Here is a 19,631-nt window from a genome sequence, read left to right as displayed (position 1 = left end):
CCTTAATAGATATGAGCGTAAATGCAATAAGATGAGGTCATTTGACTTCTATTTTTCATTCATATCATCTTGAGCATCGTCAACTCGGCTCTCATCGACAGCGTCTGCGCCATTGTCATTATCGTTACTATACTCATCGCTGTTGTAAGCACCCTCGTTGTCGCTATCTTGATAGTCGTAGCGTGTATAGCGGGCCGTTTGTAATCTGTCTTTTTTCGCGCGCTGCGTAGCTATCCATGCATTGCCATCGATAGGAGGCGTAGCGTCTGGACCAAAAGACTCTGTAAGCAATGGTGTCAAGGCATGACGGTTAAAGCTGGCTTTATCGTAACGTACTTGGTTTAGCATGGTTGTGGTCGACCCCATAAAATCACTACCGATATTGACGCGTTGCTGCTTGGCCAGCAGTCGATCTGAGCTATCTAAGTAATAGTAGTTGATTTGATTAAACGAGATAGGACCGATAGCTTCGATAAGCTGCAATAGCGAACCGACATCCGCGCTTTGATAGCCTTTATTATATAATTGCACTTTAGCAAGTGCTGTCTTTAGTGCGGCACCATCAGGATATTTATCTGGATTGGCATCTACGTATTCTTGCAGTGATTTCGTTACATATTTAAGGGTCTTACCAATCACCTCACCGCTTTGCTGACTACCGAAATAGACTTTTATTGCACGAGTCGCACCGACTTCTTTGGCAAACGCGTCACCACTGATATCGACTGCGCTAAAATGCTCAGGCGCCAGCTCAGCCATGCTGCTCTGTATCGCATTGAGCACCGCATCGTAGAGCACCGCTGGTGGCAACTGTGCCGTGACACTTTCAGGCAAACCAAAGCTCACCGTGTGCGAGGTCATCTGTGCTGGTAATGGCGTATTCTCAGGGTTAACAAGTGCAACGATCGGCATGATGGCCGATGGATCTACTACGACACTGCTATTATTAAAATCAAATGCTAACGGTATCTGTATCGATGAGCTAATCGTTGGTGTGGCGTAGTCGTAGCTATAGACGCTTTGTAGTTGGCGCTGTTTGGGACGGTATTGACTGACGCTATTAAACGTTAAATGCTCATACTGATAAGCATTGGATGCAGCTATTTGCTCAGGAGTGCGGTGGAACATATCAAGTATATTGCCAATCATGCCTGTAGATGACATTGGTAGGCTGCCACGATTTACCGTCTCTGTCTTAGCTTGCTGTTTTGCCATTTGCATGGCTTCATATTTTGCAGCCATTGACTTGGGACTTAAACCCGACATCCCTGAGAGCATCCCTTCAGCGCTGCTGCTGTATTCATCATAATTATCATAGTCGTCACTACTGTAATTATCGCTACTATAGTCATCTGCTGTATCGTAAGCATACTCGTTATCGCTGTGGGTATCACTGCTCGTCGGCTCATTCTCCCCCGCTTCAGCCAATATAGCAGCAATAGCTCTTCTTTCTGCTTCAGCTTCTGCTCTAGACTTATCATAGTCACTAGGATAGTCGGACTCTATCGAATCTTTCGCATCATCATAATCGTAGTTAATACCCTCTACCACACAGACTTCATAAGCGTCATCATCTTCGTTTTCATTGCATTTATTCGACTCTACACCTACCGCTGCTAATTCTGCTCTAGCCTCAGCTTGCGCCTCATCATCGCTACTATCATACATACCCTCAGGCTGATACACATAGGTTTCTATGATCGTTCTGAGCAAGCTACTAGATCCTGCGTCAATACTATTTGGGTCAATGAATGGTGCTGAGCGATAGTTGGCTGTGGCGACTGCGACATGCTCGGTCGCCAAGTGTTGACGAATGGCTGCTAGCAAGTGCGATTTGGCTTGGTTTTCGGTATTTGGATACTTCTCTTGATCAAACAGATGCTCATAACGTGCGGCCTGAGCGTTTTGACTGGCCGTAAAAGCTTGACCCTGACGTTGGCTCTGTGCGGCATCTGCGACACTAAAGTCCATCATGGTACTAGAGGCGCTACTATTCGACGACAAGTTTGAAGATGAGCTGGCTGGAATTGATTGGCAACCTGCGAGGATGAGCGAGGCACTACCAACTAGCAATGCGATAGAAGTCAATTTACCGGCTGGATATAGATGACCGCTGTTATTATTGTTACCATTATAGTTTTTATGATCAGTGGTAGATAAATAAGCAGGCGCAGTCTCAGAGTAGCGCTGTCGATTGCGGTTATTAATATGGTGTGATGACATAGTAATCTCTTTGTATGAATAGACAGTCGATAATGAGTGTACAGTGGTACCGTTATTTATATCACAAGACGTTACAATTTAGTAATATTAGCGAATATTTTTAAAGAATTTCTTCATTCATAAGTAATTTTCTCTGTATAACAGCTATCTTATCAGTAGCTTCATTTACTTGAAAATTAGCCTCATTTATTTGAAATATAGCTGATACAGCCAAGCGCTATAAAAGCGTACACCACAAAAGATAATAAACAACTTTCTACTATTTCATATTTTCGTTACTATTTAGGCTTACCTACTTCCTAGCTCTATGCTTTCCACTCGCGTAAAAAGGACTTTGCGATGTCACAGTTATTATCTCGCCACCATCGAACCGCTCAGCAACGTAAACCAAAAATTAATACCTTACTCAAATCTAGCGTCGTGCTCATTACCAGTACGCTATTGCTATCTACATCCGCACAGGCTGTAGAGTCAACGACCTCAGTAAGTAATGCGACAGTCAACAATACATCAATCAATACCAGTGCCATAAACTTGGCTATCATGGCTGATAGTCCAACGGTACTCTCTGAAACCAAGCGCATCACGCGAGCGAAGGCCAATACCCTTAACACCACATCGAACAATGCTAACAATACTAATAGTGACCAAGCCATCTATTCTGAAGACGCCATTCATCATCCAGTTTGGGCAAAGAACGGCATGGTCGCTACCCAAGAAGCGCTTGCTTCTGACATTGGTCTACAGATTCTAAAGGACGGCGGTAATGCGGTAGATGCTGGCGTTGCAGTAGGTTTTGCCCTAGCAGTAACCTTGCCGCGTGCGGGTAATATCGGTGGTGGCGGTTTTATGATGATTTATGATGCCAAGCAAGGCAAAACGGTGGCGCTTGATTACCGTGAAAAAGCACCAAGTAGCGCCTCACGCGATATGTACCTCGATGAAGCAGGCAATGCTGTCAGCGACTTATCTCGCTATCATGGCTTGGCAGTTGGCGTACCAGGGACAGTAGCAGGACTACTAAAAGCATTAGAAGAGCATGGTACGATGAGCCGCGAGCAAGTTATGGCACCAGCGATAGCACTGGCTGAAGACGGCATAGAAGTCACCGCTGGCTTGTCAGAGTCACTCACGGCGTTGAGTGATCGCTTACAGAAATGGCCAAGTACCAAAAAAGTGTTTTTTAAGCCTGATGGCAGCGCTTATCAGCCGGGTGAACGTCTAAAACAGCCTGAGCTTGCGCGTTCGCTAAAGCGGATTGCGGTACAGGGTACCGATGGGTTTTATAAGGGTGAGACCGCTCAAAAACTGGTCAAAGCAGTCAATGAAGCAGGCGGTAGCATGAGCATGCAGGATTTGAGCGATTATGAAGCGATTGCTCGCGAACCTGTCAAAGGCGACTACCGTGGCTATGAGATTGTTTCTATGCCGCCTCCCTCCTCTGGTGGTATTCACATCGTCCAGATTTTGAATATCTTAGAAGGCTATCCGCTCAAAGACTACGGACAAAACAGCGCACAGACTATTCACTTAATGGCAGAAGCAATGCAGTTAGCGTATGCAGATCGAGCTGAGTATCTGGGAGATGCCGACTTTATCGATGTACCTGCCAGCGGCTTAACCTCACAAGCCTATGCAGACAAACTGCGTACGTTGATTGATCCCAATAAAGCCACGCCAGCAGCGACTATCAAAGCGAACAATCCTCTGCCCTATGAGAGTGATCAGACCACACACTTCTCTATCGTTGATAAAGATGGCAATGCGATAGCCAATACTTATACGTTGAATTTCTCTTATGGTACTGGTCTCGTTGCGGACGGTACAGGCATTTTGCTCAATAATGAAATGGATGATTTTTCTGCCAAACCTGGCGTACCAAATGGCTACGGTTTACTTGGTGGCGACGCTAATGCTGTGGAAGCCAATAAGCGTCCACTGTCTTCTATGAGTCCGACACTCGTATTCAAAGACAGCAAACCTTACATCGTCACGGGTAGCCCAGGTGGTAGCCGTATCATCACGACTGTCACTCAGATTATCTCCAATGTCATCGATCATGATATGAATATCGCTGAGGCAACACATGCACCGCGTATCCATGATCAATGGCTACCTGATGAGATTCGAGTCGAAAAAGCATTGAATAGTGATACTGTCAAAAAGCTCGAATCGATGGGTCATACGGTCAGTCCAAAATCTGCGATGGGATCTACACAATCGATCATGCTCACACCAAACGGTGTTTATGGATCGTCCGATCCACGCATTGTCGATGCAGCGGTGGTTGGTTACTAAAAAACTGACTTTAATTATCAATCACATAATAGCTCTCTATACCTCATTGTATTGGGGGCTTTTTGCTGTTGTCTATAACCGAGTTTTTATACCTTAATGACTTAACTTACGCAGATTAAACCCTTTGAACCTGTGGCTGTCTGTGGCAAATAATGCTATTATTGACGACCCCATTTAAAACGTATCAATATGGCTATCGAGGTCTTATCGGCCCCTAGATATCAGTATAATTGATTGATAATAATCAATTATTTTATCGGCAGCTTATTTCTTTGATCGTACCAGTAAGAGTCTTCTATGGCATTTGTACACCTTGGCATTCACAGCGAATATTCCATCACCGATTCTATCGTGCGTATTAAACCGCTGGTAAAAGCTGCTGCGGCTGATAATCAGCGCGCGTTGGCATTGACCGATTTGTCCAATTTATATGCCACGGTAAAGTTTTATCGTGCCTGCTTAGGTGCGGGTATCAAGCCTATCATTGGCAGTGAAGTCATCATGGATAATGAAGACACACGCCTCACCCTACTTGCGATGAATAACGAAGGGTATCAAAACATTACCCGTATTGTATCGCTTGGGTTTACCGAAGGTCGCGCTGATCCTGTCAATCATGGCACGCCAGTTATCAAGCGCAGTCATATCTTAGAGCATGCAGCAGGTGTGATTGTACTGCTCACAGAAAAGTCAGACGTGGGTCAAGCATTGGTCGGCTCGATGCCAGAAAAAGCCGATGAACTACTTACTGAATGGCAGGCAAAATTTGATGATCGTTTATACTTTGCGATCAAGCGTACCAATCGTTCAGGCGAAGATGCTTTTATTAGAGCAGCCATCCATTCAGGTGCCAAACACAACATCCCTATCATTGCGCATAATGACGTGCGTTTCTTAGAGCAAGATGATTTTGATGCTCATGAAGCCCGCGTGTGTATTGCAGGCTCTTATGTCCTTGCTGATCCAAACCGTCCGCAGACTTACTCGGATGAGCAGTATCTAAAAACACAAGCTCAGATGGAGCAATTATTCGCTGATATTCCGCAAGTCACTGACAATACTTTGCGCTTAGCCACTCGCTGCAATGTCACCTTAACGCTTGGTATTAACGTCCTACCTGATTTTCCTGTGCCTGAAGGCGAGACGATTGAATCTTTTTTCCGTGCCGAGTCACAACGCGGTCTTGAGCAGCGCTTAGATAAGCTGTTTCCTGTCGAAGCACGTACGGACAATTGGAACGATTTCCGTCAGAGATATGATGAACGCCTAGCATATGAGTTAGATATTATTCTATCCATGGGCTTCCCTGGTTACTTCCTAATCGTCATGGACTTTATCCGTTGGGCAAAAGCCAATGGTGTACCAGTAGGCCCTGGACGTGGTTCTGGTGCAGGTTCCTTGGTCGCCTATGCATTAAACATTACCGACCTTGACCCGATTCATTACGATCTACTGTTCGAGCGCTTCTTGAACCCTGAGCGTGTATCGATGCCCGATTTCGATATCGACTTTTGTATCGAAGGTCGTGACCGCGTCATTGATTATGTCGCGCAAACCTATGGCCGTGATGCCGTCTCACAGATTATTACCTTTGGTACGATGGCCGCAAAAGCGGTTGTGCGAGATGTGGCACGTGTACAAAGCAAGTCGTACTTTTTGGCCAATAAAATATCCAAGCTGATTCCAAAAACACCTGGTATTACCTTGAGCCAAGCACTTGAGCAAGAGCCACAGCTCAAAGACTTGATCTCTAATCCTGATAATATGGATTATGAAGATGCTATTGAGATTTGGGAGATGGCCATTAAGCTGGAAGGTGTCTGTCGAAACGTCGGTAAACATGCCGGCGGTGTATTGATTGCTCCGCACAAGATCACTGACTTTAGCGCCATTTACTGTGATGATGAAGGTCACCGTGTCAGCCAGTTTGATAAAGACGATGTAGAAGCTGTTGGTTTGGTGAAGTTTGACTTTTTGGGTTTACGTAACCTAACCGTCATCAATGCGGCAGTTGAAAACATCAACTTGCGCCGTGCAAAAGAAAACGTACCTGCCTTAGTTTTGGAAGATTTGCCGCTAGATGACAGCAAAGCCTATAAACTGCTGCAAGACGCTAAAACCACGGCGGTCTTTCAGCTAGAAAGTATGGGTATGAAAAAGTATCTGGCTAAACTGCAACCGACCAATATCGAGGATGTCATCGCCATGTGTGCGCTGTATCGTCCCGGCCCACTCGATGCAGGCATGGTAGAGATGTATATCGACCGTAAGCATGGTCGCGAAGAAGTCATTTATGACCATCCCAATCTTGAGCCAATTTTAGAAAACACCAATGGCGTTATTGTCTATCAAGAACAGGTGATGCAAATCTCACAGGTGATGGCAGGCTATAGTTTGGGCGGTGCTGATATGCTACGCCGTGCGATGGGTAAAAAGAAACCTGAAGAGATGGCAAAGCAGCGCGATATTTTTGTCACTGGTGCCACCTCACAAGGCATTGATGAAGTCACGTCAGGCGGTGTTTTTGACTTGATGGAAAAGTTCGCAGGTTATGGTTTTAACCGCTCGCATTCTGCGGCTTACGGTGTATTGGCTTATCAAACGGCTTATCTAAAACAATACTACCCTGCCGAATTTATGGCAGCGGTCTTAACTTCAGATATGAACAACACCGACAACGTCGTGTTCTTTATCAATGACTGCCGTGAAAACTTTGGGTTAACCGTAGTCAACCCTTCGGTCAATCGTAGTGAATGGCACTTCGTTGCCGATACTCCGACCAATATCATCTATGGTCTTGGCGCAATCAAGGGCGTGGGTGAAGGCGCGGTAGAGTCTATCGTAGATGCACGCCGCACGGATGGTCCTTTTAAAGACTTGTATGACTTCTGCCGCCGTGTCGACATCAAAAAAGTCAATAAACGCACACTTGAAGCGTTGGTCAGCGCTGGCTGTTTTGATGACTTTGCCGCCACGCTACGACCTGACTTGCCAGCCGACGAAGCTTACGAGATTCGCGGTGCCTTGATGAGTCAATTGCCAAGCGCCGTACAAGCCGCTGAGCAAGACCGTCAAAACCGCGAAATCGGTATGATGGATTTGTTTGGTGAAATGGACGGTGTGGTCGCAGCGCCGCCGTTAGTGATGACGCCAGAACTCATCTGGGGTGACAAACACCGTCTAAAAGCGGAAAAAAACACCTTGGGACTGTACTTAACGGGACATCCAATCAATGAGTATTTGGATGAGTTAAAACGCTATACCTCTGGTGCGCGTCTCGATAAGTTAACCGATACAGGCTATAACGGTAGCTGCTATTTTTCAGGGCTTATTATAGATATTGCCAACTTTGGTAATCGCAACGTGATTACTTTAGATGACGGTACATCGAGACTCGAGGTCAGCTGTTATGCTGAGCGTTTTAACCGTGTCAAAGAGCAGTTGAAAATCGATGAAGTCGTCATTATCAAAGGCAGTATCCGTGAGCGTGATGGACGTTTGTTTGCACGTCTTGATAGTGCCATGAGTATGGTAGATGCCAGACTACGTTGGCTCAAAAAAATCAGTATCAAAGTTCACGGTAGTGATATTAATTTGCTCACACGTCTACAGCCATTACTCAAATCAGCCCAAGCTGACATTATTCCTGAGCCGCGTCTGGCTTATAACCAAGAGCAAGACGAGCAAGGTGGCAGCGGTAACAATGTCTACGATCCCGCAATGGGTGGCAGCTTGTATGATGAAAATGGTAATGATTTATTGGCATTAGAGAGCGACATGAACCATGACGCGGCCAATCAAAACGGTATGTCAGCCAGTTATGCCAATAATGCCCTGAGTAATACTGACGCTTCTATCAATGATAACTGTCTGCCGCTTGGACTAAGCATTTATGAAGTCTATGGCATTGCAAATGTTGGACTGTCTGAGCACTGGCGCGTTTATCCAAATGACGATAACCTTCAGACATTAAAGACTTTGGTCAGTGAAGAGAACTTACATTTCCATTACAGCTAAGACGTACATTACGTTTTAAAAATTCATTATAGTAATCTTATTGCTTTAACTTTTATAAATTGGACAACCACCATGGATGACACTACAAATAATAATATGCTCGGACAAACTGATGAAGAAATTATCAATCATGAACAGTTCGAGGACATGCGTGACCTGCTCGAAGAAGACTTTGTTGATTTGATACAAGTATATTTTGCTGATAGTAAGCAAAGAGTTGCAGCGCTGCGAATTGCTCATCAAAAAGACGATAACGCCAATGGCTTTGAAACTGCTCATGCTTTAAAAGGTGCTAGCGCCAACTTAGGTACGACTCAATTAGTTCGTCTTAGCAGCCAGCTACAAGAATACTGCCGTGAGCGCCGTATCAATGAGCAAGCCGTCCTGATCGAAGAGATTGCCATTGCATTACACCGTGCTGAACAAGAAATCAATCAGAGACTGGGACAATAATGAGTAACGACGCTTCATTAGCAATATCATCACGCACAGTGAACGACTACCTTGATTGCTTGCAAGTGGTCATGGTTAATACAACCTTGCCTGCCAATATTGGTTCGGCTGCCCGTGCGATGCATACCATGGGCTTGTCTCGTTTAACGGTAGTCGATCCCAAATTACCGATTGACGAAACCAGTGTGTCTCATGCAGCAGGTGGCAGTGAATTATTATCGTCAGCTTTGATTGCACCCACTTTAGAATCTGCTATCTCTGACTGTCAGTTGGTATTTGCTGCTAGCAGTCGTAGCCGTCATATGCCGCGCCCTGTGGTGACACCTACGCAAGCCGCTAAGATTATGTTTGACTTTATCGATGCACAGGCAGCTTTAAGTGCAGATGATAGTAGTGTTGATACCTCATCTGCTGCTACTTCTAACAAACCAAATATCGCTATATTATTTGGACGTGAAGACCGTGGATTGACCAATGAAGAATTGGCTTATGCCGATTATCATATTCAAATTGACGCCAATCCTGCTTACCCTGTGTTAAATGTCGCATCAGCGGTGCAAGTCATCGCCAGCTTTATTTTTGCTTATGCTCAAACGCACACTCAGACAGCTGATAGTCTAGATTCGGATACAAGCACAGACGCCCAATCGACAATCAATGTGAATTTGCGTCAGCAATGGGATGAGCCTGCTATTAATCAGCAGCAGCTGCAACAGCTCACTCAGCGCACCACTGACCTTATGGTGCAGCGTGGCCTAGCAAATAGCGAACATCTAAAATCATTGCCATCGCGCTTGTCTAGACTTGGGTCACGCCTACAGCTTGACCAAAAAGAGTATCAGCTATTAAGCGCTTTGATTGCCAAACTATCGAAAGACTAAAACAAGCCGTAGTTTATGAGCTTGCCTTTATTTGACAGCTTTTTACTGTATTTTGCGGTATAAAGCTGTTATAACTTGCAGAAGCTTAGCGAAAATATATATTCCTGATTATCCGAACTTTATGACCACAGATTAGAGGCATCGCTGTTTTCGCGACGACACTCTACCGACGAATAGATAGGACGCTTTATGTCATTGCCATCCAAATTATTCAAATCGCTTGTTACTATCAAGAATGATTTGAAAGAAGATATTGATGCAGTATTCACCCGAGATCCTGCGGCGCGTAATAGTTTGGAAGTGATCCTAACTTATCCGGGCATACATGCGCTTGTTTTGCATCGCGGTGCACACTGCCTTTGGAACAATGAACAGAAACTAGCCGCTCGCGTGATCTCTTACGGCTCGCGTATCATGACAGGTATCGAGATTCACCCTGCTGCTAAGATTGGTAGACGCTTTTTTATCGATCATGGTGTTGGCGTCGTCATCGGTGAGACAGCTGAGATTGGTAACGATGTGACGCTATATCATGGTGTTACTTTGGGCGGTGTGTCTTGGAATAATGGTAAGCGTCACCCAACATTAGAAGACGGTGTAACAGTCGGTGCTGGTGCAAAAGTCTTAGGGCCATTCACGGTCGGTAAAAATGCTAAAATCGGCTCGAACGCAGTGGTAGTCAAACCAGTACCAGCAGGCGCTACGATGGTCGGCAGTGCCGCGCGTATGATCTCAGATCATCACGATGAAAAAGGCAATCCAATCGCAACAAAAGTACAAGACGCCAAGCAACAAGAAAAAGTTGCGCAAGCTGGTGAGAGCAACGATCAAACTAACGACACTACTCCTACCGCCAAACGCACCAATACCTTCCGTGCTTATGGTATCGATCCTTATTCACAAGACCCTGTCGCAGAAGCTTTTGCCAAAATGCTTGAGCACATTCAACAATCAGAAAATCGTCTCGATCAACTGCAGTCAGCGATGTGTGATATTGATCCTAATTTTTGCAAAAAAGAATATGACAAGCTATGTCTAGAAGATTTAGATGTGATTGGTCGTGCTGATATCAATGACGTAGATAACGAACAGAAGTAACTACTAGAACTTCAGTAAAAGAGATAAAACTAAGGGGCGTACAATATACTGTACGCCCCTTAGTTTTATCTACTGCAAAATATTAGATGTTTTCATTGTCAGTTAAAATAAGTCATCTTACTAACTGTCTATTTACTATTAATTTTTCCCCAAAATACTATTTGAAAGCTTAATCGATAGATACGGGCAATTCTCTAACTCCCGCTTCCTCATGCGCTTTGAATGGATAACGATCGGCCATGACAATCCAATCAGACATTGATTTAGATATTGAATTTTTGCTTAGGCTATTTTCTATATTAGCCAATTTAACCATCAAAATATCAATATCCATCGTCACTCGCCGTACTTGATTCGGCTTAGTCTGTCGACATCTATTACAATCACCTTCAAGCGTTCTAAAGGTTTGCTGTAGTTGTTGTAGGCTCACAGGTGTGGTCAGTGCTAGATGGACACATTGATTGGTATAGTCAGGCTTTGGCTGTTCCAAGGTTGCAGTAAAATCAGGATTTTGAAAAGCTGTAGATAATCGCACTTCACCTAGCGCTGCTAATCGCTGCCTAGCAAGCAGGAGATACTTGTCGGCTTGATAGTTACTACCTAGCGCTAACACTAGCTCTACCACGGGCTGCGCTTGCACAGTCTCAGGTGCGCATTGTGTGAACGTTGTCAAATTCAAATCCACGGGCTTTTTATGCATCATCGACTTGGCTGTCATTAACTTCTTTGGCAGCTTCTTTAGTAGCTAGCTCGTTGGTTGATGCTGGCGCATAGCGCGTTATTTGCACCCCTACCGCATCCGCTTGAGCAATAGCAGTAGGCTTAGCAATGCTCAACGTTATTTTTTGACAGTCATATTTTGCAAATATCTTATCAGAGATCTGACCAGCTAAATGCTCAAGCAGCTTTGCTTGAATCTCTTTGCACCACTCGCTCACATCATCGCAGACTTCTTTATAACTCAGGGCATCGCTGACATCATCTGACACAGCAGCACGGCTAATGTCAGTCTCAAGCGCGATATCAATGAGTAATGGCTGAGTAATGGCTCGCTCCCAATCAAACACACCGATGACCGCCTCAATTTTTAGACCTTTTATAAATACCACGTCAGACTGAGTATGAAACATGCTTTCATCCTTGTTTGCTAATTTTTTTCGTGTTTTTAATGTTTACTTAACCGATTGTAGCGCTTCTTCACGTAGGCGCGCCGCTTTTAACACTTTACTTGGACGATGGCGCCACAGGTCGATGCTGAATAATAACAGACCTAACCAAATCAAACCAAATACCGCCAGACGATGCAAATCGAATGGTTCTTTATAATAGAACACCGCCAAAAAGAAAATAAAGGTCGGCGTCAGATAATTCATAAAGCTCAGAATACTGTATGCCACGAGCTTGGTAGATTTATTGAATAATAAAAGCGGTATTAGCGTAATCGGACCTGCGATCATAAGCAGCCAAATATTTGAGCTAAACCAAAAGCTCAGTTGATGACTTGCCACATCAGATTGCCAAAACCACCACAGACATAACGGCACCAACATCGCAGTCTCGACAAACATGGCATCGACAGCAGTCAATGGCGTTTGTCGTTGAATCGTCCCGTAAGTACTGAAACTAAATGCCAAAATCAACGATATCCACGGCAGACTGCCAAGCATCACCACTTGAATGACCACAGATAACAGAGCAAATCCAATAGCTACCCATTGTAGCGTGCGCAAACGCTCTTTGAACAAGATCATGGATAGTGCAACGCCAACCAATGGCCCGATAAAGTAACCCAAACTGGCCTCAAGGATACGGTCTTGATTGACCGCCCATACATAGGTCAGCCAGTTGGTTGCGATAATTAACCCAGAGACGAGTGATAGCGCGATCCATCTTGGGTTTTGCTTGAGCGTTTCTATCCACCCCCAACGTTTGGTAGCCACCAACACAATCAGTAGGCAACAAAACGTCCAAACGATACGGTGACCAATGATCTCCGTCGCATCATAATCAGATAGCTGTTTGAAGTATAGCGGAAATCCACCCCAGATAAAAAACGCGATAAGCGCAGTAATAATGCCGCGTCTGGTTGTGGTTATCGGGGCAACGGGTTTTTTGATGACATTTTGGGTAGTCATAATATAGGACAACTTTTTAGAGCAAAGCGCGCTCCCACCTAATTCTAATTATTATTGTCAATCGAATCGTGAAAGCGCAGGGTTACTACAGTGAGATTATAAGGTAAAAAGCAATGTACTCATGCCAATAGTGACATGAGTACATTGCTAACGATGTTAGATTAAATCTTTAAGAGTTAATGGTAGCTTAGCGACTTATTCAGCACCAGTATCCACTTGGATAGACATACCGATTTGGTTGGCAAGTTCAGCAAATCCTGGGAAGCTGGTATTAACCGTTTCAACCCCTTCAATGGTAATTTGCTGGGATGCACGTAGACTGGCAACAGAGAAGCTCATTGCAATACGGTGATCATGATGCGAGACAATATGACCACCACCAAAGACAGGCTGGTCATTGTTGACTTCACCGCTTTCAGTAGCGGCGCCTTTGCCTTCGATAATCAGACCATCATCAGTTACAGTACAATCAATACCAAGCGTATGTAATCCTTCTGCCATCACAGCGATACGATCTGACTCTTTGACACGCAGCTCCTTGGCACCAGTCAATACCGTACGACCTTGGGCACAGCTGGCTGCGATAAATAGCACAGGGAATTCATCAATCGCCAGTGGTACGAGATGCTCTGGTATTTCAATACCGACTAGGTTTGAGCTGCGAATCGTAATATCAGCAACTGGCTCGCCGCCCACATGTGTTTCATTGCTTAGGCTAATATCTGCATTCATTAATTTTAGAATATCAATGACGCCAGTACGCGTAGGGTTGATACCTACTTGGGTTAAGGTCAGCTCGCTGTCTTGACTGATGGCTGCTGCCACCATAAAAAACGCTGCAGATGAGATATCAGCAGGAACCGCGATATCGCCGCCTGTTAGTGTGCCGCCACCGGTGACACTGATACGATTGCCTTCTACGGTTACCGGATAACCAAAGGCCGATAGCATACGCTCAGTATGGTCACGGCTGATCTCAGGCTGTGTGACCGTTGTCGTACCCTCGGCCCATAGACCTGCTAGTAGCAAACAAGACTTTACCTGAGCTGAAGCAACTGGCATATCATACTCAGCACCTTGTAATGGCTTACCAGCTGTATCACGACCAGTGATACTCAGCGGCGCAGTACCACTATGACCAGTGCTCTGAATCACAGCTCCCATCGTGCGTAGCGGTGCCGCCACGCGCTCCATTGGGCGTTTATTCAAGCTAGTATCACCTGTCAATACACTATCAAACGATTGCGCCGCCAAGATACCAGACAGCAGACGCATACTGGTGCCAGAGTTACCCATGTACAGTGGCGTTTTGCTAGGTTTTAAACCATTCATACCGACGCCATGAATGGTCAAGTTGCCATTGTCAGGGCCTTCGATAGTCACACCCATATCACGGAATGCTTGTAGCGTTGCTAGCGCATCTTCCCCTTCCAAAAACCCAGTCACATTTGTCACGCCTGTGGCAAGACTGCCGAGCATAATGCTGCGATGCGAGATAGATTTGTCACCAGGAATGGCGATAGTACCAGAAACAGTATTGCTAGGGGTAATATTATAAGAAGCTGACATAGCAGAAGTATCCGTATAAGGGGTGCTGGCTAACATATGGCCGAAATGTCGCCGTGCGGCTTGCGCACGGCCCAAAAGTCCCATCAGGGCAGTTGAATCTTTATCAATGATAAGCTGGCGCATCGTCTGTAAATAGACACCATACTCATCAAGGGCGCTGACAATCGCGCTTTGATTGGCAAAAAATATATCATGCCACATTTTAGGGTCACTGGCAGCGATACGCGTAAAATCGCGGAACCCACCAGCGGCATAACGAAACATATCTAAATTGTCATCATGGCTTGCCAATTGCTCAACTAAGTTGAAGGCAAGCAAATGTGGCAAATGGCTGGTGTGCGCTAATATGCGGTCATGATGCTCAGCATCCATTGACATGACATTTGCGCCTACTGATTCCCATAATAGTCGCAACTTTGCAATAGCGGCTGGACTGGTTGTCGGTAGCTCGCAAATAATGACACTATGATTGGCAAATAAACTGGCGCGGCGCGCATGATACCCTGAATTTTCAGCCCCAGCAATTGGATGCGCTGGCACTAATCCTATCGGCAGCGAGCCGAACACTGCTTTAGCGGCATCAATGATATTGACCTTAGTACTACAGACATCCGTCATGATGCAATCACTGGCAAGCTGTCCGTTATCCATCGCTTGCTTGATATCAACAAACACTGCTTGAACAGCCTGTACTGGCACTGCAATAATAATTAAATCACTGCCAGCGATAACGTCCTGTAGGTTTGCACTACCTGCATCTAGCAGACCATGCTCGATAGCTTCTATGATACTTGGCGCATGTCTATCGACTGCTACCAGACGCGCGCATAAGCCATTATCTTTAATAGCTTGCGCAAAACTGGCACCAATCAGCCCAAGTCCAATCACACAAACTTGTTTAAATATAGGCAGCGTAGTATTTAGAGACGATTGAAGTTTATTATTTTTCTGACTACTCACGGCTTTTCTCGTTGGACACACTAAGACATAGATAGGGCCAGTCTTAGTGTTATAAATTTTAATGGCTAATTAAGAACAGTTTTTAAATTACAAAGCACTTATGGATGCGCTTAGTCTTCAGTCAAAATAGAACGCAAAGTATCGATCAAACGTAGGTTGTCTTCAGCCACACCTACTGTGATACGTAGCCAGTTAGGTAGTCCATAAGCATCCAACGGACGGACAATAACGCCTTGTTCAAGTAGTGCCTGATGAATCGAAGCAGCAGTTATATCTTCCATCTCAACCTGCACTTCGACCATAATAAAATTGGCATGCGACTTCACAAAACCCAATCCTAGCGCGTCAAACTGCTTTTCTAACCAACGCATTTGCTCATCGTTTATCAGACGAGTTTTTTCGATAAAGTCTTGATCGGCAAGTGCGGCAGCAGCAGCAGCTAAACCGACACGGCTGACGTTAAATGGCTGACGAATTCGGTTTAGTAAATTCGCCACTGCTACCGAGCTTAGAGCATAACCGACGCGTAAACCTGCCAGCCCATAAGCTTTAGAAAAAGTACGTACAATAATGACATTATCGAACTCATCTAGTAAGGCGCGGTTGTTACTCTCAGGACTATACTCGATATAAGCTTCATCTAGTACCACCAAGACTGAGCTTGATACACTGGCAACGAACTGATACAGCTCTTTTTGCTCTAGCTGCGTACCCGTTGGATTGTTCGGATTGGCAATAAAGACGATTTTGGTATTCGGATTATCTTGTACCGCTTGGCTCATGGCTTTTAGATTATGCCCAAAGCGCTGAGCAGGCACTTCAATGCCCGTGGCACCTTGCATCTTCGCTAGCATAGGATATACCACAAAAGCATACTGGCTATAGACGATGGCATCATCAGCACCCACAAAGCTACGTGCCAAAATATCGAGCAAATCATCAGAGCCATTACCCAAGGTAATTTGATTGGCATTGACATCGTTAAAATCAGCCAGCGCTTGCTTTAGATAGTAACCGTTGCCATCAGGATAGCGCGACAACTGCCCTAGCTGCTCGGTCACTGCTAGCGTCACTCGTGGGGAGCATCCCATTGGATTCTCATTGCTAGCCAGCTTGACCACATCTGAGACACCATACTCACGTGTCAGCTCCTCAATTGGCTTACCGGTTTGATAAGGTGCCAATGCCAAAATACTGTCGTAAGCTGGCGTTAACGGCGATAGATCTGACGCGGTCAATTGAGTAGTCTGCATGGTTTATCCTTAGATGGTATCTATAAATGCTTTTTTTGAATACTATCTGCAAAAGCTAAGACCCATCTATTATGTATGAATACCAGTGAATAAGCCTATAGTTATCTATAGGTAGTTGCCTATAGGACAGCTTTTGGATATGAGCCCAATATGCGCAAATCTTTGACCAATGGACGAATATCATTGACGGCAGCGCTAACGTTTGGATCATTAACATGACCGTTCATATCGATAAAGAATACGTATGCCCACTTGTTAGGACGCTCAGGACGCGTCTCAATACTGGTCATCGATACGCCATGATATGACAAAGGTTTCAAGATTTCGATCAGTGCGCCTGCTTTATCGTGAGCTGAGACGACGATAGAGGTTTTGTCTTGGCCAGATGGTGCAATCGCTTCATGACCGATAATAAGGAAGCGTGTGGTGTTACTTGGATTGTCTTCGATGTTTGAGTACAGCTTATGCAAGCCATACTCTGCAACAGCGACGTCACCTGCAATCGCAGCTGAATGCCATTCGTTTTTGAGGCGGCGAGCGGCTTCACCATTGCTTGATACAGCAACGCGCTCAACATTAGGGAAGTTTACATCTAGCCAATGACGGCACTGAGCAAGCGACTGCTGATGCGAATAAATACGGCTCAAGCCATCAATCTTAGTATGTTCAGCGACCAAGAAGTTTTGATGAATTGGCAATTCAACTTCGCCAATGATTTTCAAGGTAGAAGACAAGAAACCATCTAGAGTATGGTTGACGACGCCTTCTGAAGAGTTTTCGACAGGAACCACGCCATACATCGCTGTACCCGCTTCGACTTCGCGGAACACATCAGTAATGGTTGTCATCGGTACGGTATCCGCGGCTTTACCAAAGTGCTTGAGCGCAGCGGCATGCGTAAAGGTACCGACAGGACCTAAGAAGGCAATACGCTGCGGCGCTTCTAAATCCAAGCATACTGACATGATTTCACGGAACAAACGCGCCATTTTCTCATCAGCGATTGGACCTGCATTACGCTCCATGACAGCTTTTAGTACCTGCGCTTCACGCTCAGGGCGGTAAAAGATAGGATTGCTATTGTCATCAGCAGCGGTATGATTTTTCTTTACCATGGCTACTTGCTGAGCCAACTTTGCACGGTTGTTGATTAACGTTTGGATCTCACAGTCTACTGCGTCAATATTTTGGCGAATATTGTCTAAAAACTCTTTTTCAGTTGCGGTATCGCTAGCGCCTGTAGTGGTTTGATTTAGATTATCCATTGTTTGCTCTGGTGACTGCTCGCTCATTACCGCCCATCCTTTTTAGATTTTATCGCTGTTAGATATTACTATTATTTAAATTCTGCTATTACATTGCTATTACTTAGGTAGCTCTATTGCCAAATCTGACTGTTTTTTGTTTTTAGTTAAATACTAAGCCTGATAGTAGAAACTATATTCAAAATCAACCTCAAAACAGTCTATCAAAAACACCCTATATTGCTAGTGCCATTTGGCGTTAATGCTATATTTACTGCCAAATACAGCAGCTTGATACATAGCCGGCTCTACTATAGCAAAAACTAAGGTCAGTGCCCATGCGTAAATGCGTATAAATATACCAACTGTTATTAATATTAGCACAGCTGAGCCAGATAACATCGACGCATAGCATAACTATGAGGCAACACCTGCCCAAAACTGTGTTACAGTTCCAGTTCAGCTCCCTACCCTGCTATATATAAGAGGAGCATCACGTGATTAATAAGAAAAAGGATAACTGATGAGCGCATTACAACAGCTACGCACTATGACTACGATTGTTGCTGATACTGGTGACCTTGCCGCTATTGCCCGTTTAAAACCTATCGATGCAACTACCAACCCAAGCCTTATTACCAAGGCTCTGATTCATCCTGATAACCAAGGCATGTTGTCAGAGACCATGAGTCGTCATAATGGTGACGTGGATGCCGTGATCGATGCGCTGACCATTCAAGTTGGCTGCGATATTTTAGAGCTGATTGAAGGCCGAGTCTCTACTGAAGTGGACGCTCGCTTATCTTATGATACTCAAGCGACGATAGATAAGGCACTGGCTTTTATGGATGCTTACCAAAAAGCGGGCGTCGATTCAGAGCGAGTATTGATCAAAATGGCGGCAACTTGGCAAGGTATTGAGGCGGCGCGCTATCTTGAGACTCAAAATATCCACTGCAACCTGACCTTACTGTTTGGACAACACCAAGCGATTGCCTGTGCAGATGCTGGTGTGACCCTGATATCGCCTTTCGTTGGCCGTATTCTAGATTGGCAAAAACGCCAACAAAGCCGTCAAAACGTACCGGCTTCTGATGACATGGGCGTACAGTCAGTCAAGCTCATTTATCAGTATTACAAACAGCACGGTTACCAGACGCAAGTAATGGGCGCTAGTTTCCGCTCTACCGAGCAAATTTTGGCATTGGCAGGTTGTGACTTGTTGACGATAGCTCCCAACCTCATTGATGAATTGGCAGCCATGGATACCGAGGTAACTCGCCAACTGTCTCCGAGTATGTCGATGGATATGAAGGCGATGACTCAAGTAAGCTTAACGCATGAAGAGTTTAGTGCTGCATATCAGCAAGACAAGGTTACACAGGACTTGTTACCTAAGGGTATTGATGGCTTTATCGGGGCGCGTGACGAGCTGGCTAAGACATTAGCAGCCATTCGCGGACAATAATAGCCACACGACAGAGTACGACGGATACTGGG

General features: G+C 45.1%; 13 protein-coding genes. 6 read left to right on the top strand and 7 right to left on the bottom strand.

The window, feature by feature from the left end; genetic code table 11:
- Window positions 1-48 precede the first annotated feature (48 nt).
- Window positions 49-2,223 carry a hypothetical protein gene (locus ABFV72_RS02430; RefSeq protein ID WP_347162281.1) on the bottom strand — a complete coding sequence of 725 codons (2,175 nt, stop codon included), beginning with the start codon at window positions 2,221-2,223 and terminating at the stop codon, window positions 49-51.
- 339 nt (window positions 2,224-2,562) lie between these two features.
- Between ABFV72_RS02430 and ggt the strand changes: the two genes are divergently transcribed.
- The 5 genes from ggt to cysE all read left to right on the top strand — a co-directional run bounded on the left by ggt (window position 2,563) and on the right by cysE (window position 10,970).
- Complete coding sequence (ggt, locus tag ABFV72_RS02425) at window positions 2,563-4,521, top strand: gamma-glutamyltransferase (protein WP_347162280.1); 1,959 nt, start codon at window positions 2,563-2,565, stop codon at window positions 4,519-4,521.
- Window positions 4,522-4,818: 297 nt separating this feature from the next.
- On the top strand, window positions 4,819-8,538 hold the full coding sequence (gene dnaE, locus ABFV72_RS02420; RefSeq protein ID WP_347162279.1) for a DNA polymerase III subunit alpha: 3,720 nt from the start codon (window positions 4,819-4,821) through the stop codon (window positions 8,536-8,538).
- Between the two features lie 72 nt (window positions 8,539-8,610).
- On the top strand, window positions 8,611-8,991 hold the full coding sequence (locus ABFV72_RS02415; RefSeq protein ID WP_057759831.1) for an Hpt domain-containing protein: 381 nt from the start codon (window positions 8,611-8,613) through the stop codon (window positions 8,989-8,991).
- Complete coding sequence (locus ABFV72_RS02410) at window positions 8,991-9,872, top strand: RNA methyltransferase (protein ID WP_347162278.1); 882 nt, start codon at window positions 8,991-8,993, stop codon at window positions 9,870-9,872. The genes ABFV72_RS02415 and ABFV72_RS02410 overlap by 1 nt, the downstream gene beginning before the upstream one ends.
- A 189-nt stretch (window positions 9,873-10,061) precedes the next feature.
- On the top strand, window positions 10,062-10,970 hold the full coding sequence (gene cysE, locus ABFV72_RS02405; protein WP_201566546.1) for a serine O-acetyltransferase: 909 nt from the start codon (window positions 10,062-10,064) through the stop codon (window positions 10,968-10,970).
- Between the two features lie 169 nt (window positions 10,971-11,139).
- Here the strand turns inward: cysE and ABFV72_RS02400 are convergent, their stop codons facing one another.
- The 6 genes from ABFV72_RS02400 to pheA all read right to left on the bottom strand — a co-directional run bounded on the left by ABFV72_RS02400 (window position 11,140) and on the right by pheA (window position 18,179).
- Window positions 11,140-11,643: a 2-amino-4-hydroxy-6-hydroxymethyldihydropteridine diphosphokinase gene (locus ABFV72_RS02400; protein WP_347162277.1), complete on the bottom strand. Its 504-nt coding sequence runs from the start codon at window positions 11,641-11,643 to the stop codon at window positions 11,140-11,142.
- A 19-nt stretch (window positions 11,644-11,662) separates the two neighbouring features.
- The gene (gene folB, locus ABFV72_RS02395; protein ID WP_347162276.1) at window positions 11,663-12,100 is read right to left on the bottom strand and encodes a dihydroneopterin aldolase; all 438 of its coding nucleotides are present in this window, start codon (window positions 12,098-12,100) and stop codon (window positions 11,663-11,665) included.
- Window positions 12,101-12,142: 42 nt separating this feature from the next.
- Entirely contained in the window at window positions 12,143-13,105 is a 963-nt protein-coding gene (gene rarD, locus ABFV72_RS02390) for an EamA family transporter RarD (RefSeq protein WP_347162275.1), read from the bottom strand.
- Between the two features lie 195 nt (window positions 13,106-13,300).
- Window positions 13,301-15,634 carry a bifunctional prephenate dehydrogenase/3-phosphoshikimate 1-carboxyvinyltransferase gene (locus ABFV72_RS02385; protein WP_347162274.1) on the bottom strand — a complete coding sequence of 778 codons (2,334 nt, stop codon included), beginning with the start codon at window positions 15,632-15,634 and terminating at the stop codon, window positions 13,301-13,303.
- Between the two features lie 110 nt (window positions 15,635-15,744).
- Window positions 15,745-16,887, bottom strand: coding sequence for a histidinol-phosphate transaminase (hisC, locus tag ABFV72_RS02380; protein ID WP_347162273.1), 1,143 nt, complete (start codon window positions 16,885-16,887; stop codon window positions 15,745-15,747).
- A 119-nt stretch (window positions 16,888-17,006) separates the two neighbouring features.
- A complete protein-coding gene (gene pheA / locus ABFV72_RS02375) occupies window positions 17,007-18,179 on the bottom strand; it encodes a prephenate dehydratase (protein ID WP_347162272.1) in 1,173 nt (390 codons plus the stop codon).
- 475 nt (window positions 18,180-18,654) lie between these two features.
- On the opposite strand from pheA, the gene ABFV72_RS02370 reads away from it, so the two are divergent.
- Window positions 18,655-19,599, top strand: a complete 945-nt coding sequence (locus ABFV72_RS02370; RefSeq protein ID WP_160021849.1) for a transaldolase — start codon at window positions 18,655-18,657, stop codon at window positions 19,597-19,599.
- The last annotated feature ends 32 nt before the right edge of the window (window positions 19,600-19,631 follow it).

This window comes from Psychrobacter proteolyticus (assembly GCF_039762275.1).
GTDB classification, from domain to species: domain Bacteria; phylum Pseudomonadota; class Gammaproteobacteria; order Pseudomonadales; family Moraxellaceae; genus Psychrobacter; species Psychrobacter proteolyticus_C.
The sequence above is the reverse complement of the archived record's forward strand: the minus strand, read 5'-3'. Positions and strand labels throughout refer to the sequence as shown.

Bases quoted from the DNA above. Each gene is read 5' to 3' on its own strand.
- ABFV72_RS02430 (WP_347162281.1), bottom strand. From the start codon at position 2,223: ATGTCATCACACCATATTAATAACCGCAATCGACAGCGCTACTCTGAG.
- cysE (WP_201566546.1), top strand. From the start codon at position 10,062: ATGTCATTGCCATCCAAATTATTCAAATCGCTTGTTACTATCAAGAAT.
- ABFV72_RS02370 (WP_160021849.1), top strand. From the start codon at position 18,655: ATGAGCGCATTACAACAGCTACGCACTATGACTACGATTGTTGCTGAT.
- ABFV72_RS02410 (WP_347162278.1), top strand. From the start codon at position 8,991: ATGAGTAACGACGCTTCATTAGCAATATCATCACGCACAGTGAACGAC.
- dnaE (WP_347162279.1), top strand. From the start codon at position 4,819: ATGGCATTTGTACACCTTGGCATTCACAGCGAATATTCCATCACCGAT.
- ggt (WP_347162280.1), top strand. From the start codon at position 2,563: ATGTCACAGTTATTATCTCGCCACCATCGAACCGCTCAGCAACGTAAA.
- pheA (WP_347162272.1), bottom strand. From the start codon at position 18,179: ATGAGCGAGCAGTCACCAGAGCAAACAATGGATAATCTAAATCAAACC.
- rarD (WP_347162275.1), bottom strand. From the start codon at position 13,105: ATGACTACCCAAAATGTCATCAAAAAACCCGTTGCCCCGATAACCACA.
- ABFV72_RS02415 (WP_057759831.1), top strand. From the start codon at position 8,611: ATGGATGACACTACAAATAATAATATGCTCGGACAAACTGATGAAGAA.
- folB (WP_347162276.1), bottom strand. From the start codon at position 12,100: ATGTTTCATACTCAGTCTGACGTGGTATTTATAAAAGGTCTAAAAATT.
- hisC (WP_347162273.1), bottom strand. From the start codon at position 16,887: ATGCAGACTACTCAATTGACCGCGTCAGATCTATCGCCGTTAACGCCA.